This is a genomic window from Actinoplanes sp. NPDC019969, assembly GCF_055562375.1.
Window position 1 is genome coordinate 231,917 of sequence record NZ_JBVHFK010000004.1, and the last position, 17,685, is coordinate 249,601.

General features: G+C 71.3%; 11 protein-coding genes. 5 read left to right on the forward strand and 6 right to left on the reverse strand.

The genetic code is table 11. The features are described 5' to 3' along the window. Window position 1 precedes the first annotated feature (1 nt). The 3 genes from ACZ3II_RS14455 to ACZ3II_RS14465 all read left to right on the forward strand — a co-directional run bounded on the left by ACZ3II_RS14455 (window position 2) and on the right by ACZ3II_RS14465 (window position 2,276). A complete protein-coding gene (locus tag ACZ3II_RS14455) occupies window positions 2–244 on the forward strand; it encodes a hypothetical protein (RefSeq protein WP_465518107.1) in 243 nt (80 codons plus the stop codon). A gap of 143 nt (window positions 245–387) precedes the next feature. Continuing rightward, on the forward strand, window positions 388–1,647 hold the full coding sequence (locus ACZ3II_RS14460) for an AAA family ATPase (protein WP_465518108.1): 1,260 nt from the start codon (window positions 388–390) through the stop codon (window positions 1,645–1,647). A gap of 71 nt (window positions 1,648–1,718) precedes the next feature. Beyond that, on the forward strand, window positions 1,719–2,276 hold the full coding sequence (locus tag ACZ3II_RS14465) for an RloB family protein (protein ID WP_465518109.1): 558 nt from the start codon (window positions 1,719–1,721) through the stop codon (window positions 2,274–2,276). Window positions 2,277–2,352: 76 nt separating this feature from the next. Here ACZ3II_RS14465 and ACZ3II_RS14470 read toward each other — a convergent pair whose 3' ends face one another. Genes ACZ3II_RS14470 through ACZ3II_RS14485 form a run of 4 tightly spaced genes read right to left on the reverse strand, consistent with a single transcriptional unit; the run spans window position 2,353 to window position 6,567 of the window. Further along, window positions 2,353–2,994, reverse strand: coding sequence for an isochorismatase family protein (locus ACZ3II_RS14470; RefSeq protein WP_465518110.1), 642 nt, complete (start codon window positions 2,992–2,994; stop codon window positions 2,353–2,355). Further along, on the reverse strand, window positions 2,994–4,622 hold the full coding sequence (locus ACZ3II_RS14475) for a (2,3-dihydroxybenzoyl)adenylate synthase (protein WP_465518111.1): 1,629 nt from the start codon (window positions 4,620–4,622) through the stop codon (window positions 2,994–2,996). Before ACZ3II_RS14475 ends, ACZ3II_RS14470 begins: the two co-directional genes overlap by 1 nt. Continuing rightward, window positions 4,612–5,760, reverse strand: a complete 1,149-nt coding sequence (locus ACZ3II_RS14480; RefSeq protein WP_465518112.1) for an isochorismate synthase — start codon at window positions 5,758–5,760, stop codon at window positions 4,612–4,614. The genes ACZ3II_RS14475 and ACZ3II_RS14480 overlap by 11 nt, the downstream gene beginning before the upstream one ends. Window positions 5,761–5,802: 42 nt before the next feature. Continuing rightward, window positions 5,803–6,567, reverse strand: a complete 765-nt coding sequence (locus ACZ3II_RS14485; RefSeq protein WP_465518113.1) for a 2,3-dihydro-2,3-dihydroxybenzoate dehydrogenase — start codon at window positions 6,565–6,567, stop codon at window positions 5,803–5,805. Between the two features lie 382 nt (window positions 6,568–6,949). Between ACZ3II_RS14485 and ACZ3II_RS14490 the strand changes: the two genes are divergently transcribed. Then, a complete protein-coding gene (locus ACZ3II_RS14490; RefSeq protein WP_465518114.1) occupies window positions 6,950–8,422 on the forward strand; it encodes a glycosyltransferase family 39 protein in 1,473 nt (490 codons plus the stop codon). On the opposite strand, the gene ACZ3II_RS14495 is transcribed toward ACZ3II_RS14490, so the two are convergent. Beyond that, window positions 8,410–9,048, reverse strand: a complete 639-nt coding sequence (locus ACZ3II_RS14495; protein ID WP_465518115.1) for a 4'-phosphopantetheinyl transferase family protein — start codon at window positions 9,046–9,048, stop codon at window positions 8,410–8,412. The genes ACZ3II_RS14490 and ACZ3II_RS14495 overlap by 13 nt on opposite strands. A 78-nt stretch (window positions 9,049–9,126) precedes the next feature. On the opposite strand from ACZ3II_RS14495, the gene ACZ3II_RS14500 reads away from it, so the two are divergent. Then, window positions 9,127–11,562 (forward strand): glycogen/starch/alpha-glucan phosphorylase, encoded by a 2,436-nt coding sequence (locus tag ACZ3II_RS14500; protein WP_465518116.1) that lies wholly within the window; start codon window positions 9,127–9,129, stop codon window positions 11,560–11,562. Between the two features lie 114 nt (window positions 11,563–11,676). Here the strand turns inward: ACZ3II_RS14500 and ACZ3II_RS14505 are convergent, their stop codons facing one another. Next, a complete protein-coding gene (locus tag ACZ3II_RS14505) occupies window positions 11,677–17,652 on the reverse strand; it encodes a DUF7507 domain-containing protein (protein WP_465518117.1) in 5,976 nt (1,991 codons plus the stop codon). Window positions 17,653–17,685 lie beyond the last annotated feature (33 nt).

Below are 17,685 nucleotides of genomic sequence, written 5' to 3' on the forward strand. Positions count from 1 at the left end.
GGTGGCGGCCGGCCGGGAACGACCGGAGCTGCCGCAGCATCTGGTCGATTCGTTCCTCGATGTGCAGGCCGACGCCGGTGACCTGGCCGTGCATTCCGTTATGACCGCCCTAATCGCCTGCCAGGAAGCCCCGGAGGGCCTGGTCGGCGACGTGGTCTACGGCATCTTCGACTTCTGCTGGCAGGCGGTGCCGGATCAGTCGGCGATCACCCTGCAGCAGCAGCTGGTCCGAGAGTTCTGCTGAGGACGTCGCCGAGGCGTTCGCGGCCGCGGGCGTCGAGAAGACGGCTCCATTGAGCACGAGAGGCGCTGATAAGGCCCGGTTTTCGTCAGACTCTGGCGAGAATGCCTTCGTGTCGGCAGAAGAGCAACAGGTATGGTGGAGCGGTGTTGATCCGGTTCGAGGCATCGAACTTCCGCTCGCTCGACGAGAACGTGGAGTTGTCGATGGTGGCGGTCGACCGTGACCGCGAGGGTGCCCGGGAGGCACCTCATCTCGGCGAGAGCCTGCTGACGGTCGCGGCGATCTACGGCCCCAACGCTTCCGGGAAATCGAACGTGATCGCGGCGCTCGCCTGGCTGCGAGACGCGGTCGTGCACTCCCTGCGCTCCTGGGAAGACGAGATCCCCGTCGACCCCTTCGCCTTCAGCGAAGAGGCTCGGCCCACGGAGTTCGTGCTCGAGCTGTTGATCGACGGCATCCGGTTCGAATACCTGCTCGCTCTGGGCCGGGAGAAAGTCCACTACGAAGGGCTGTTCCACTACCCGGAGAAGAAGCGGCGGCGGATCTTCGAACGCGACGATCTCGATCTGAAAGTACAACGAGGCCTCGGCGGCCTGTCCGGCACTCGCGAACTGCTCACACCGACCACCCTGGCGCTGTCCGTCGCACGCCGCCTCAACGAGGCTCCGGTGGCCGAATTCGCCACGAAGCTCTCGCAGATTCAGATTTTCGGCCTCTCCTTGCAGTCACGCATGATCAAGAGCCCGTCCCGGTCGCTCACCCCAGGATTCTTGAGCACCCGGGAAACCATGCGGCTGTTCGAGGACGCGCAGCAGCTGGAAGGGGATCGCCAGCGCGCACTGGCCATGCTCCGACTCGCCGACCTGGGGATTTCCGACGTCGTCATCGATCAGGAAGAGCTGTTCCCCGACGACGCTCCGAGGGTCCGGATGAGACGGCGAAGGATGCGCCTCATCCATGAAGCCGGAGAACGCACCTTCCCCCTCGACTTCGCGGCGGAATCCGAAGGAACCAGGATCTGGTTCCAGATGATCGGCCCTGTCCTTGAGGCTCTGCAGCAGGGCTCGACGATCGCCTTCGACGAACTCGACAGCAGCCTTCACCCGACGGTGTCCGCGGAACTGCTAAAGATCTTCGGTAGCCGGACGCTCAACCCGCACGGCGCGCAGCTCATCTTCACCTCCCATGACACGAGCCTGCTCGGCCATCTGAACAGGGACGAAGTCTGGCTCACCGACAAACGTCCCGACGGGTCCACCCGGCTGGGCGCTCTGGCGGAATTCGCCGGGGAACGGGTACGCAGATCGCAGAACCTTGAAAGCGCCTATCTGCACGGACGATTCGGCGCGCTTCCACAGGTCGATCAGACGAGTTTGCTGCGCGCACTGGGCCTTATCGGATGAGTTCCGGGGGCGTGAGCCAACGTCGACGGGGCGGCAAGCCGCTCAAGCGTGTGACGGGGAAGCGTCCAGAGTTGCGAACCGTCGTGGTCTTCTGCGAAGGAGAGAAGTCCGAGCCGGATTACGTCAACGGGATCAAACGGTTACCGCACGTCAAGCAGAACACGGCCCTCAACCTGGAGATCCACCCTGAACAGGGAGCGCCGATCACCTTGGTGCGGATGGCGGTCGAGCGGAAGAAGGACCCCGAGGTCGACGAGTGCTGGTGCCTGTTCGACGTCGAATGGCCGCAGAACCATCCGAGTCTGCACGCGGCCACCACACTCGCCAAGGCACATGACATCAACCTGGCGGTCTCCAACCCGTGCTTCGAGCTGTGGTTGATCCTGCATCACCGAGACTATCCGCGATTCGACAACACCGATGTGGTCGAGAGAGCGAGCCGGGCGCTGGAAGGGCGTAAAGGCAAGGGCATCGACGCCGGCTTCTACATGCCGTTGCGCAAGGAGGCCGCTCGCCGGGCGCTCCGGCTCGACAATCGGCATGCGAGCGCGGGTGTGTCCTTTCCGCACGACAATCCGTCGTCGGGGATGCACCGGTTCCTTACGGCGGTGGAAGGACCGGAGGGCTGATCCGATGGGACGGCCCGGTGTGCCGGGACCGAGGAAGGGCCGGCACACCGGGCCTGTTCGAGGGCCGCCGGCGAGGTCAGGCGGCGGGGGTGAGCAGGTCGGCGGTGAGGTCGCTGGTGGAGCTGATCACGCCGCAGCGGGTCTGGACGTGGCGCAGGGCGTCGGCGTGGTGGGCGGGGCTGAAGTCGGCGACCCCGTCGGTGACCACGAAGGGCTGGATGCCGCGCATGAAAGCGTCCAGAGCCGTGGCCAGGACGCCGATGTGGGCGTAGACGCCGGTGACGATCAGCTGGTCGCGGGAGCCGAGCCGGTCGGCCAGGTCGGTGCCGACGAACGCGCTGTAGCGGCGTTTGGTCAGGACCACGTCGCCGGGGGCGGGACGCAGGGCGTCGGTGATCGCCAGGGCCCGCGGGTCGGCGGGCGGGCCGTCGCCCCAGAAGTCCTGGAGCAGGCCGCGTTCCTCAGCCGACTGGCCGCCGGGCTGGGCGGAGAAGAAGACCGGGATTCCGGTACGGGCGGCGTGCTCGCGCAGCGTGGTGATGTTGCCGATCACCTTGGAGAGCAGGGCGTTGTCGGCCGTGCCGAACGGGGCGAGGAAGTAGTTCTGCATGTCGTGCACGAGCAGCGCGGCCCGGGACGGCTCGACCCGCCAGTCCACCTTGCCGGCGGAACGGGTGAAGCCGCTCGGAACGTGGTACGGGGTGATGCGGGGAAGCATCAGTCGGTTCCTTTCGAGGTGCCAGGGGTGGCGGCAGAGGAGGCGCCGGGGGTGGTGGCCAGGTCACGGAGGAGGGTGCGCAACTCGCGGCGGCTGGTCTTGCCGACGCCGGTGACCGGGAAGCGGTCGACGACCCGGAGCTTGTCCGGGATCTTGAAGGCGGCCAGTCCCCGGTCCCGCAGGTGGGCGCGGATCTGCGGCAGCCGCGGGGCGGTCGCGCCGTCCTTGACCACGATGAAGGCGCAGGTGCGTTCACCCAGGTAGTCGTCGGGCAGGGCGACCACTGCCGCGTCGTGCACGGCCGGGTGGGTGAGCAGGTGGTCCTCGACCTCCTCGGCGGCGATCTTCTCGCCGCCGCGGTTGATCTGGTCCTTGGCCCGGCCCTCGACGATCAGGTAGCCGCCGCCGACCCGCCGGACCAGGTCGCCGGTGCGGTAGAAGCCGTCGGCGGTGAACGCGGTCCGGTTGTGAGCCTCTGCGTTCCAATAACCCCGGATGGTGTACGGGCCCCGCGTCAGCAGATGCCCGACGGCCCCCTCCGGCACCGGCACGTCGGCGTCGTCGACGATCAGCACCTCGTCGTCGGGGGAGATCGGCCGTCCCTGGGTGTGCAGGACGATGTCGTCGCCGTCGTCGAGGCGGGTGTAGTTGACCAGTCCCTCGGCCATCCCGAAGACCTGCTGAAGTTTGCAGCCGAGCACCGGGCCGACCCGCGCGGCGACCGAGTCGAGCAGTTTGGCGCCGCCGACCTGCAGCACCTCCAGGCTGGACAGGTCCGGGGAGAGACGTTCCGCCGCGTCGAGCCAGAGCAGGGCGAGCGGCGGGACCAGGGCGGCGATGGTGACCCGTTCGCGGGCGATCAGCGGGAACACGGTCGCCGGGTCGGGCGTGGTGGAGAGGACCACGGTGCCGCCGGCGTGGAAGACCCCGAGGACGCCGGGCGACGACATCGCGAAGTTGTGCGCGACCGGCAGCACGACCAGGTAGGAGCTGCCGGGGGTGAGCCCGCAGATGCCGGCGCTCTCCCGGACGCTGTAGAGGTAGTCGTCGTGGGTGCGCGGGATCAGTTTCGGCAGGCCGGTGCTGCCCCCGGAGAGCTGGAGGAAACCCAGGTCCGAGGGGACGGGGCCGGGCGGCAGGTCACCGTCCACGTAGAGGTCGGCGAGGGCGGTGTGGTCGCCCGGGTCGCCGGCCACGATCATCCGGGCGGAGCCGGCGACCGCGGCCAGGGTGCGGTGGTCGAAGCCGTCGTACACGTCGGTGGTCACGATCGCGGTCGCCGACGTGTGCGAGCAGAAGTAGCCGATCTCGGCGGCGCGGTGCGCGGGCAGGGCGAACACCGGCAGGGCGCCCAGCCGGAACAAGGCGAAGATCACGTCGAAGTACTCGGCGACGTTCGGCATCTGGACCACGACCCGGTCGCCATGGCGTACCCCGAGGTTGTGGAAACCGGCAGCGAGCCGCAAGGCGCGCTCGCGCAGTGACCGGTAGCTGATCCGGCGTTCGCCGTCGACGACAGCGATGCGGTCGCCGAACCTGTCCGCGGCGGTACGGAGCAGGTCGTCGAAGGTCTGCCCGGTCCAGTGACCGGCTTTGCGGTAGCGGTCGGCGAAGTCGTCAGGCCACATCGAACACTCCCAGCGCGGTCAGGATCGTGCCGAGCTTGGCGGTGGTCTCGGCGAGTTCGGAGTCGGGGTCGGAGGCGGCGACGATGCCGGCGCCGGCGTACACCTCGAGGCCGTCCGGGCCGGACGTGGCGCAGCGGATGGTGACCGCCCACTCGCCGTCGCCGGAGGCGTCGCTCCAGCCGACCATGCCGGCGAAGAAACCCCGGTCGAACGGTTCCAGCTCGGCGATCGCCCGGCGGGCCACGGCGGCCGGGGTGCCGCACACCGCGGGCGTCGGGTGCAGGGCGGTGGCCAGGGCCAGCGACGACACGTCGGGGTCCCGGATCTCGCCGGTGATCCGCGAGCCGAGGTGCCACATGGTGGGGGTGGCGGTCAGCGTCGGCTCGGACGGCACCCGCAGATCGCGGCAGAACGGCAGCAGGCCCTCGGCGACGGCCTCGCTGGCGAACGTGTGCTCGTGCAGGTCCTTGGCGGACTCCAGCAGGCCGGCGGCGCGGCGGGCGTCCTCGGCCGGGTCGGTGCTGCGCGGGATCGAACCGGCCAGGGGGTTGGCGCTGACGGTCCGGCCGTGCCGGGCGACCAGCAGTTCGGGGCTGGCGCCGAACAGGGTGCGGCCGCCGCCGAGGTCGATGCCGAAGGTGTAGCTGCCGGCGCCGCTCAGCGCGAGCGCCCGCACCACCGGGGTGGGGTCGAACCCGTCGGCGGCCAGCCGCAGCGCCCGGGCCAGCACCACCTTGGTGTACGCGCCGGCCCGGATGTCCTCGACGGCGCGGGCGACCGCCGCGACGTACCCCGGATCCGGGATCGGCGGCAGGCTCTCCCGGGCGGCCGACGCGGGCGGCACCGCCGGGGCCGATCCGATCACGGCGGCCCGGCGCAGACGCTCCGGGACGATCAGGCGGGCCGGGGCGTCGGGGGCGAACGGGACGGCGCCGACGACGGTCCGTACCGGGTGCCCGCAGGTGGCGAACACGTCGGCGACCTGTTCGGGCAGGCCGTCCAGACCGGACGTGTTCACCTCCTCGTGAACGCCTTCGGCGAGCAGGGTGCCGCCCGGCGACACGAACACCGACGACTGCGTGGCCGTGTAGGCGTCGAGCAGGTCGGCACCGTCGAGAGTGGAGACGGCGACGGACACGAAGATTCTCCCTTCACCGGCTGAGGACGAGCCGGTCGGTGATCAGGCTCGGAGGGTGGCTCCGCCGTCGACGTACAGGTCGTGCATGGTGATGTGCCGCGCCTGGTCGGAGGCGAGGAACAGCACGGCGTCGGCGATGTCCTCCGGGGTGGCGATGCGCCCGAGCGGGATGCCGACGCGGAAGCTGGCCGGATCCCCGTCGAGGACCGGCGACGGCACGCCGCCGGTCCAGAGCTGCCGCTGCATCGGCGTGTCGGTGGAGCCGGGGGCGACCACGTTGCAGCGGATCCCGTGCGGCGCCAGCTCCAGGCCGAGACACTTGGTGAACATGGTGGTGGCGGCCTTGGACGCGGCATAGGCGGACATGCCGGTCCGTGGCACGCCGGCCGCGTTCGACGAGACGGTGACGATCGCGCCGGAGCGGCGGGGCACCATCCGCCGGGCCACCGCGCGGCTGGTGTGGAAGACGCCCGTGGTGTTGACCGCGAAGGTATGTGCCCAGTCCTCGTCGGTGAGGTCGACGACCTCGCCCAGATGCAGCACACCGGCCACGTTGACCAGCAGGTCGAGGGGGCCGAGGAAGCGCTCGGCGGCGTCCACGGTGGCCTCCACCAGGCCCGCGTCGGTGACGTCGGCGACCAGCGGGAGGATGCCGGGATGCTCGTCGGCGAGCTGCTTGACGCCCTCGTCGGTGCGGTCGGTGGCGGCGACCCGGACCCCTTCGGCGGCCAGCGCCCGGGCGACGGCCCGGCCGATGCCCTGACCGGCTCCGGTGACCAGAGCGGTCTTGCCGTCGAGGCCCCTCACCAGGCCTCACCGGCGATGTCGTTGCTGTCCACAGACGGCTCCTTACTTAGGTAAGGCTAACCTAGCACTGACGCCACGCGGCGGGCAGAGGGGGACTTTCGGCCCGGGACCGCGCGATCCCTCCCGTGCGCCAATGAGGACATGACCACGACCGTTTCGGTACAGCCCCGCAAGGACGAGCGCTACGCCACGCCGACCGGGGATCCCTGCCCCTACACGCTGCGCACGGACGGGACCGTGGACGGCGACGGCGCCTGCCGGGGCTGCGGAAACTGCGTCCTGGGAGCCGATTGGCAGAAATGACATTGGCAGCGCGGGGCGTACGGCCCGTACGGTGGGGCACGTGGTCGATGCGCTCAGTGACGTAGTGACGACGCAGCGTATGGAGTCTGCCCGCCGGCCGATCGCCTGGTGGCCGGTCGGCCTGATCGCGGCCTCCGTCACGCTACTGCTTCTGATCACCTCCAACCGATACGGCTACCACCGCAACGAGCTGTACTTCCGGCTCCTCGCCGAGCATCCACAGTGGGGTTACGCCGACCAGCCGCCGTTCACGCCGATGCTGGTCAGGCTGGGAATCGAGGCCTTCGGCGACACCCTCTGGGCAATCCGGGCGCCGGCCGCGGTGCTGCTCGGGCTCACCGCCGTGGTGGCCGCGCTGATCGCCCGCGAGACCGGTGGTGGCCGGGTCGCCCAGACGATCGCGGCGTCCGCCGTCTTCGGCGTCTTCCCGCTCTCGTCGGCACATGTGACATCCACCACGACCACCGATCTGCTGGTCTGGCTCGGGGTGCTCTTCTGCACCGTCCGGGCCCTGCTGTGGGACCGCCCCCGGGCCTGGCTCGGCGCCGGCGTGGTGGCCGGGCTCGGGCTCTACAACAAGCACCTGGTGGTGCTCCTGCTGCTCTGCCTCGGCGCGGCGCTGCTGCTGGCCGGGCCACGGTCGGCGCTGCGCTCCCGGCACCTGTGGGCGGGCGCGGCGCTGGCCCTGGTGATCGGCCTGCCCAACCTGATCTACCAGGTGGCCAACGGGTTCCCGCAGGCGGAGATGGCGGCGGCGATCGCGGCGGACAAGGGCGGCGAGTCCCGGCGGATGCTGCTGCCGCTGCAGTTCGCGCTGCTCACCCTGCCGCCGGTGTGGATCGCCGGGATCGTCGTGGTGCTGCGGCACCCCCGGCTGCGGGTGCTCCGCGCGATCGCCGTGGCGTACCCGCTGATGCTGCTGCTGGTGCTGGTCACGGCCGGTCAGCCGTACTATCCGGTGGGTCTGCTCCTCGGTCTTCTCGCGATCGGCGCGGTGCCGGTGGAACGGTGGGCCGCCGGCCGCGCCGGGCGGAAGGCGCTGGCCGGCGCGGGGGTGCTGATCACCGCCGTGGCCGGGGTGCTGGGCTCGCTGCCGGTGATCCCGGTGGACCGGCTGGCCGGGTCCCTGCCCGCCGAGGTGAACCAGACGATCGCCGATCAGATCGGCTGGCGGGAGTACGTGTGGCAGGTCGGCGCCGTGCACGCCGGCCTGGCCGAGGCCGACCGGCGCAAGGCGGTGCTGTTCACCGGCAACTACGGGGAGGCCGGCGCCCTGGATCGGTACGGCCCGTCACTCGGCCTGCCGGAGGTCTACAGCGGACACAACGAGCTGCACCGGTACGGCCCGCCGCCGGAGTCGAAGACGGTGGTGATCGCGGTCCTGCAGGCCGAGCCGGACCGGGCGTCCGCGATGCTCGGCGCCTGCCAGACCCGGGCCCGGCTGAGCAACTCCCTCGGCGTCGAGAACGAGGAGGTCGGCGCCCGCGTCTACCTCTGCCGCCGCACCGAGCCGTGGTCTGACGTCTGGCCCCGGCTGGCTCACTTCTCCTGACAGACCGCCGTCACCACCAGGTCGTCGCCGACCAGGAACCGGCCGTGCATCGCGGGCCAGGGCGCCTCGACCCGCAGCCACGCGGTGAACGCGCCGGCGGCCGGGTCGATCTCGATCCGCGCGTCCTCGAACCCGAGCCACCGCCGGGTCAGCGGGAACCAGGCCTTGTAGACCGACTCCTTCGCGGAGAACAGCAGCCGGTCCCAGTGCACCGACGGATCCGCCTCGGCCAGCGCCGCCAGATGCTCCACGTCGCCCGGGGCGGTCACCGCGCCGATCACCCGCGGCGGGAGCGGGGCGTGCGTCTCCGCGTCGATGCCCACGCTCGCCAGATCGGCGGTCCGGACGACGGCCGCGCCACGGAACCCGGCGCAGTGCGTGATGCTGCCCGCCACCCCGGCCGGCCAGATCGGCTCCCGGCGCGGCCCGGGCCGGATCGGCACCGGCGCGAACCCCAGCTTCACCAGCGCCTCACGGGCGCAGCGCCGGGCCGTGACGAACTCCCGCCGGCGGCCCGCCACCGCTGTCGCGATCAGGTCCTCCTCGCCCGGGAAACAGGGCTCGTCGGGGTCGTCGGTGAACGCCTCGGCGGTGATCACCGAGGAGGGCAGTAGGGCATCGAGCACCAGGGAAGTGTGTCACCCCCGGCCGGCCGAATACGCGAAGGGCATTCGCTGGAAACCTCACGGAGGCACAATGGCGGCATGGATCTTCGACAGGGCATCGGTCTACGCAAACTGGGCAAGACCGCCGAAGAGTTCCAGCAGGACCTGTTGAGCAACCTCTACTACCGGCGCGGCACCACCGTCGAGTCGGCGAGCGCGCGGGACGCGTACGAGACGCTGTCGCAGACCGTCCGCGACCGCCTCGCCGAACGACGCGCCAGAACCGCCGCCGCGCACTACGCCAGTAACCCCCGCTGGGTCTACTACCTCTCCGCGGAATACCTGCTCGGCGCGCAGCTCGAACAGAACCTGCTCTACTCCGGCACCGGTGAGATCGCCGCCGAGGCGGTGAAGGCCCTCGGTTTCAGCATCGAGGACCTGGAGGGCCTCGACGTCGAGCCGGGCCTCGGCAACGGCGGCCTGGGCCGGCTCGCGGCCTGCCTGGTCGACTCGATGGCGACCCGCGACATCCCGGCGGTGGGCTACGGCATCCGCTACGACCTCGGCATCTTCCGCCAAGTCATCACCGAGAACGGGCAGACCGAGCTGCCCGACGACTGGGCGTTCCAGGGCAACCCGTGGGAGTTCCCGGCGCCCGACGACAGGCAGACCGTCGGCTTCTACGGCCACACCGAGCCGGTTCCCGGCTCGCAGACCCGCAAGGTGTGGGTGCCGGGCGAGATCGTGCTCGGCGAGCCGAGCCACATGCTCATCCCGGGTTACGGCACCGAGACCGTCAACATCGTCCGGTTGTGGAGCGCCAAGGCCAGTGAGGCGTCGTTCGACCTGTCCCGCTTCTCCGCCGGGCAGTACGCCGAGGCGGTCGAGGAGGCGGTCCGCGCCGAGAACATCAGCAAGGTCCTCTACCCCGACGACAGCACCGAACTGGGCCGGGAGCTGCGGCTCAAGCAGCAGTACTTCCTGGTGTCCTGCTCGCTGCGGGACATCATCCGGCGGTTCCGGCTGCGCAACGAGGGCTGGGACGACTTCGCCGAGAAGACGGTGATCCAGCTCAACGACACCCATCCGACGATCGCGATCGCCGAGCTGATGCGGCTGCTCGTCGACGAGTACGAGCTGGAGTGGGACCGGGCCTGGGAGATCACCCGGAAGACCTTCGCGTACACCTGCCACACCCTGCTGCCGGAGGCGCTGGAGACGTGGCCGGTGCACATGTTCGAGCGGCTGCTCCCCCGCCACCTGGAGATCATCTACCTGATCAACATGCTGTTCCTGCGGGAGGTCGAGGCCCGGTTCCCCGGTGACCACGCCAGGCTGCGGCGGATGTCGATCATCGGCGAGGAGCCGCGGATGGTCCGGATGGCGCACCTCGCGGTGGTCGGCACCGAGGCCGTCAACGGCGTCGCCGAACTGCACTCGAAACTGCTGCGCGAAACGGTGCTCAACGACTTCGCCGAGCTGTGGCCGGCCAAGTTCCAGAACGTCACGAACGGCATCTCGCCGCGCCGGTTCGTCCGGATCGCCAACCCGCGGCTGTCCGACCTGATCACCGAGGGCCTCGGCACCGACACCTGGATCCGCGACCTGGAACGCCTGGAAGGGCTGGAGCGGCTCGCCGACGACGCCTCGTTCCGGGACCGCTGGCAGGCGATCAAACGGGCCAACAAGGTGGACCTGGCGGCCGGCGACCCGGACTCGCTCACCGACGTGATGATCAAGCGGTTCCACGAGTACAAGCGGCAGCAGCTCAAACTGCTCCACGTGATCACCCTGTACCACCGGATCCGGCAGGAACCGGGCCGCGACTGGGTGCCGCGCACGGTGCTGTTCGCCGGGAAGGCGGCGCCCGCCTACCACGCGGCGAAGGACATCATCCGGCTGATCGCCACGGTCGCGGCCGCGATCGAGAGGGATCCGGTCGTCTCGCCGTACCTCAAAGTGGTCTTCCCGTCGAACTACAACGTCACCCTCGCCGAGAGGATCATCCCGGCCGCTGACCTGTCCGAGCAGATCTCGCTCGCCGGCAAGGAGGCGTCCGGCACCGGCAACATGAAACTGGCGCTCAACGGCGCGCTCACCATCGGCACCCTGGACGGCGCCAACATCGAGATCCGTGCCCGGGTCGGTGAGGACAACTTCTTCCTCTTCGGCCTGGACGCGTACGAGGCCGCCAACGCGCGGATCAACGGGTACTTCCCGCACCGCTACTACGAACACGACAAGGAGCTGCGGGCCGCCCTGGACGCGCTGGGCTCCGGCACGTTCGGCGAATCCGGCCAGCGTGTCGCCGCCTCCCTGATGAACTGGGACGAATACCTCACGCTCGCCGACTACCGCTCCTACCTCGACTGCCAGGAAGAGGTCGAGCAGGCGTGGCGCGACCGGGAACGCTGGACCCGGATGTCCATTCTGAACACCGCGCACAGCGGCTTCTTCAGCTCCGACCGCACGATCGCCGACTACGCCGCCCGCATCTGGCGCGTCGCCCCGGTGCCGGTCCCGCACGACGGCTGAGGTCTGCCGCAGCACCGGGACGGCGCGTCGCTGACGCGCCGTCCCACCTGCTTTTCGGCTGGTTCCGGGGGCTGTCCCGGCTTCGCTGGGACAGCCCCCGGAACCAGCCGGGGTCTAACGATGACGACCGGGGGCCGGCAGGCGGTGGCGGCCGGGCGGGCGGGAGTGCGAGCCGGCCAGCAGGAGGCCGCCGGTGGCGAGGATCAGGACGCCGGTCAGGGCCAGGGCGGTGGCCGGGGACCCGGTGAGCGGAATGTCCGGGCGGGCGCCCGGCGGGCCGGCCGGGTCCGGGCGGCGTGGGGTGACGACGCTCGCCGGGGCGGTCGCCTCCACCTCGTCGCCCGCGTCGGCGCGGGTCAGCGAGCCGGTCGCCCGCGCCTCGTTGGTGTAGCGGCCGGACACGATCTCCTGGCGGGTCAGGTGGTACACGCCGGAGACGCAGACCGCCTTCTCGCCCGGGGCGAGGGTGGCCGGGACACAGGTGACGCCGGTGGGCAGGCCGGTGATCCGCAGCGCGGTGACGGTGACATTGCCGGTGTTGGTGACGACGATCTGCGAGGTCACGTCGTCGGCGGCGCTGAGGACCCCGTCGCCGTCCACATCGGTCCAGGTGGCGGTCTGGGCGGCGGTCAGGACAGGGCGGGCCGCGGCGAGCGGGACGGTCACGGCGACCGGGCGGAACGAGACGGGGTCGTGGCCGGGCCGGGTTCCGATCACCCGGGCCGTCTCCCGGAACGCGCTGCCCCGGTCCATCTCGGCCTGGCTGACCCGATGCGTGCCGGCGGTGGCGCAGACGACGGTGGCCCGTACCGCCAGGGTGGTCTCCGGGCAGGCGCCGGAACCGAACATCGCGCTCGCCACCGTCACACCCGTCATCGTCACGTCGCCGTCGTTGGTGACCCGGTAGCGGAAGCCGACGGTGTCGCCGGCCTCGACCCCGGCACGGCTGGTCACGGCGGTCACCGTCAGGGTCAGCGACGGGGCGCCGGACACCACCGGCACGGTCGCGGTGGACGGCCCGTACCGCTGGACGGCGGTGGCGGAGTCCGGGACGCCGGTGACGTACGCGGTCTCGGTGATCCCGCCGCCGGTGTCGACATGCGCCTGGGCCACCGGGTAGGCGGCGGCGGTGCAGGTCATCGACGCGCGGACGGCGAGGGTGGCGGCCGGGCAGCTGACGTCCCGGCCGAGAGCGGCGACGACGGTGACCGTACCCATCGAGATGGTGCCGTTGTTGGTCACCAGATAGGTCCAGGCGACGGTGTCCCCGGCGGCCGCTTCGACGGCGGACCGTATCCCGGTCATCTTGCGTACTCCGGCGGTCCGTACGGCGCCGGACGTCTCGATGGTCAGCGACGGCGCCGGCACCATGACCGGGAGTTCCGAGGTGAACGAGCCGAAGTCGTCCGGCGTGGTGGCGGCCGGCGTCTGCGCGGTGAGCCGGACCTTCTCGACGACGGGGTTCCCGGCGGCCACGTCGGCGCTGGTGACCGTGTAGCCGGACGGCGCGGCGCAGGTCATCGTGTCGCCGGCCGCAACCGACACGCCCGGGCAGGTGATCGGCCCGAAGCGGGCGCTGGTCAGGTCGATCCGGCGCATCGTGACGTTACCGGCGTTGCGTACCAGATAGGTGTAATCGATCCGGTCGCCCGCCTCGACCGCGTCGGCGTGCGCGGCCGGGGTCACCGCCGGGGTGACCACGACGGTGAGCAGGCCGGACGCCGGGGCGACCGGAACCGTGACGGTGGTGGCGGCCTGTTCGGTGGGCGCGGTGGCGCTCGGCTGCCGCCCCAGGACGGCGGCGGAGAAGGACAGCGGGACTCCGGCGTCCACGTCCGCGCGGGACACCGGGTAGCCCTGCGTGGTGGCGCAGTACATCGAGGCGGCCACCGCGAGGGTGCTGCGCGGGCAGGACACCGGCACCGGATCACCGGTCACCGAGACGTCCCGCATCGTCACGTTGCCGGTGTTGGTGACCAGGTGATCCACGGTGACCACGTCCCCGGCCTCGACGCCGCCGGCGCGTTCGGGCGGGTCGACGGCGGCGGTGGCCCGGATGGTCAGGGCGGGCGCGGCGACGGCCACCCGGACCGGCGCCGACATCTGCGCCGACGCGGGCGGGTGGCCGGTTCCGGCGCCCTGGCCGGTGACCACGGCGTTGTTGCGGATATCGGCGCCGGCGTCCACATCGTCCTGGGTGACCAGGTACGGCGCCGTCGATCGGCAGGTGAGCGTGGCCGACACGGCGAGGGTGGTCTGCCCGTGGCAGTCGGCACTGCCGCCGATCGCGTCGACCAGGGCGAGCGCGCTGATCGTGACGTTGCCGTCGTTGGCGATCTCGTACTCGTAGGTGATCGGGTCGCCGGCTCCGGCCCGCCCGGTGACCTGCGGATCCACGTCCAGGGTCAGCACCGGCGCCGGCATCTCCACGGCGACGGCGGAGGTGAACGGCCCGTACGGGGTGAGCACCCCACCGGCCGGGATCCCCCGCGCGGTGGCGCTCGACGCGATCGGCACCCCCGCGTCGACCTGTGCCTGCGTCACCGTGTGCGGCACCGGAACGCAGGACGCCGAGGCCCCCACGGCGAGGCTGCCGGGGCAGTTGACCGGGCCGAGCAGGACGTCGGTGACGGTGATCGACGACATGGTGAGGTTGCCGTTGTTGGTGACCTCGAACGCGTACGTGACGGTGTCGCCCACGGCCGCCGCGCTCTGCCGGGTGGGCGGGCTGACCGTGGGGGTGACCAGCACGGCGAGGGAGTCGGTGGCGACGGCGACCGGCACGCTCGCGGTGACCAGGCCGTACTGGCTGGTGTTCGCGGCGCCCGGGGTGGCCGCGACGACCCGGACGGTGTCGGTGACCGGGAGCCGGCTGTCGATGTCGGACTGTGCCACCGGGTACGGCCCGGCCGTGCAGATCATCGGCCCGGCCCCGGCCGCGAGGATGGTCTGCGGGCAGGACGCGGTCCCGCCCTTCGAGCCGGTCACGCCGATCTGGCTCATCGTCAGGTTGCCGGTGTTGCGGACCGCGTACTGGTAACTGATCGTGTTACCGGCTTGCACCCCGTTCTGGTTCGACAGCGGTGACACCGCCGGGGTGACGGTCAGGCCCAGCGCGGGGGCGGCCGCGGCGACCGTCATGGTCACCGTGGCGGTGTCGTTGGCGGCGGCCGGGTCGGTGCTCTCCGACGACACGACGGTGATCCGGCCGGTGAGGGCGCCGTAGCCCTGGGCGATGCCGGTGAAGTCGAGGATCGCGGTGGCGCCGGCCGCCAGCACCGGGATCGTCCAGGTCGAGCCGCTGTAAGCGCCGGAGCTCGGCACGCCGGAGGTGATCGAGAGGCCGGCCTGCGGCTCGTCCCGGACGATCACCTGCCGGGCATCGGACGGCCCGGTGTTGCGGATGGTGGCCCGGAACCGTACCTCCTCGGACTGCACGATCGGCGGGACCGTGATCAGCGCCTGGGTGATCGACAGGTCGGAGCGGCGTTGCACGGGGACGGTCCCGGTCGCCGTGTTGTTGCCGGCCGCCGGGTCGGGCGAGGAGGTGCTCGCCTCGGCGACGCGGGTCACCGCGACGCCGGCGTACGCGGCCGGCAACAGGCCCTCGAACGTGACGTTCCAGGTGGCGGCGGTGGCCAGGACGGTACGGGTGCAGTCCCACACCCCGCCGACGGTGGTGACCGTCCCGACGCTCCAGGCGCCGGTGGTCTGGAAGACGCAGGTGCCACCCGGGGCGGTCGCGGACGGGACCTCCCAGCCGGCCGGGACCGCCTGCCGCACCACCACGCCCTCGGCCCGGGTCGGCCCGCTGTTGCCGACGACCACCGCGCTGCGCAGGTTCTCCCCGGCCACCACCGCGCCGCCGCCCGGGTTCGAGACGGTCTGGGTGACGCCGACGTCGCTGCGCAGCAGAACCGTGAAGGCGACCGTGGCGGTGTCGTTGACGCTCACGTTGTCCGTGGTCGGGGAGATCACCGTGGTGGTGGCCTGGCCGGGGCCGGCCTGCGTGTCCCAGCCGAGCTGGGACACGCCGTTCAGGGTCTTCGTCTCGCCGGGGCCGAGCCGGTCCAGCGTGCAGGCGGTGGCCGTGCAGAACGCCGGCCGGACGATCGTCATACCGGGCGGCACCACCGTGTTGAACGAGACGTTCGTCGCCTCGGACGGCCCGTTGTTGGTCACGGTGAGCGAGTAGGACACCGATTCGCCGGGGTACGCGGTCGCGGCCCCGATGCTGAGCGAGACCCCCACGTCGGCGACCGCGGTGCCGGCCGACTGCACCGAGACGTTGTTGTTGGCGACGTTCGGGTCCGGGGTCAGGGAGACCACCGAGACCGCGTTGTTGATCGCTGTGACGCCGGCGCCCAGCCGGATCACGACGGTGACGGTGACGGTGACGCCCGTGTCGATCGGCCCGAGCCCGCACTCGACGATCCGGGCCGTGGCCGTGTAGGCGCAGGCGCCGCCGTTGCCGCCCGAGACACTGCTGCTGACGTACGTGTTCCCGGTCGCGACCGGGTCGGACAGCCCGATCTGCCGCGCCATCGACGGCCCGGTGTTGGTGACCGGGATCGTGTAGGTGACGGTGTCGCCGGCCACCGGCACCGGCGGTGACGCGGTCATCGTCACGCCCAGGTCGCCGATCGCGGTGACGGCGGCACTGACCGAGGCGCTGTTGTTGGCGGCGCTCATCTCGTACGTCGCACTGCTGATCGTCACCGGCAGCACCGCCTGCGCGCCGACGGTGGCCGCGGACGGCACGTCCGCACCGACCCGCATGGTGACCGTCGCACCGACCGGCAGGGCCGCGATGTCGCAGGTGGCGACCTGCCCGCTGATCGCGCACGTGCCGCCGGGCGCGGTCGCGCCGATGCCGGTGAGCCCGGGCGGGACGGTCGCGGCGAGTTTCACCGCGGTGGCCGTGTTCCGCCCGGTGTTGGTGGCGGTGGCGGTGATCTCGGCGCGCTGCCCGGCGACCACGCCCGCGCTGCTCAGCACGGCGGTCACGGACAGGTCGGCGGCGGGCGCGACGGCAGTGGCGGCGGCGCCGGACACCGAGGTGGGCCGGTTGCCGGTCAGCGCGTCGGTGTAGGTGGCGGTGGCGTCGTTGCTCACGGTGGAGCCGGCGGTCGCCGTGTCGACGGTGACCTGGTAGCTGAAGGCGCGGGTCTCGCCCGGTTGAAGGGTGCCGCCGGCCGAGGCGCCCGCCCCGTCCCCGGCCCGGACCCGGATCGTCCGGCTCGCCGGGTCGTACTCGCCGGTGTCGCCGTCCGCCGGGTCGCTGACCGTGGCGCTGGCCGACCCGGTGATCGACCGGATCGAGCCGGGCACGTAGCTCACGCCGGCCGGCAGCGTGTCGGTGAGCACGGACAGCCGGGCCGGGTTGCCGCCGTCGTTGCGGGCGGCGACGGTGTAGGTGAGCGTGTCGCCGATGTTCGCCGTGGCCGCGCTGACCGAGGTGGTCGTGGTGAGGCAGGCCGAGGTGCCGAAGCTGATGGCGTCCAGGAAGTTGCCGTGGGTCGGCTTGTTCTGCGCCGCCGAGATCGACCGGAACGCGAAGCGGGTGGTGGTCTGCCCGGACGGAACGGTGTACATGCCCGAGTAGGAGCCCCACGCGGTGTTCGGGTCGACGATGTCGCCGCCCTGCTTGACGCCGAGCGCCTCGGAGCCGGCCGGCCCGATCCACACGCCCATGGTGTCGGTGCCGAGCCGGCCGCGGTGCCGCAGCTCCCAGCGCAGCGTCTCGCCGGGCACGGTCGGCAGCTCCTGGTAGAGGGTGGAGACCAGGTTCGCGTTGAGTTCGGCGTACTGGGTGCCGACGGCGGCGTCCGGCGCGGCGTACTTGTTGCCGGTCATCTCGTGCCACAGCTCGATCTGGTTGTCCGAGGCGGTGGTGAGCCAGCCCGGCACCAGGGTCTGGGACATCACCTTGTAGGTGCCCTCGGGGATGACCGGGGTCTCGAAGTCGCCGTTGGTCAGCGTGGTCGCGGCCGGGCAGACCGTCGGCGCGGCCAGGGCCGGGCGTCGTTCGTACGGGAACGCCACGAGCAGCGTGCCCAGGATGGCGCTGAGCAGGATCCGTCCGAACACAGGCCTCAAGATATGCGGCGGATATGAGATTTG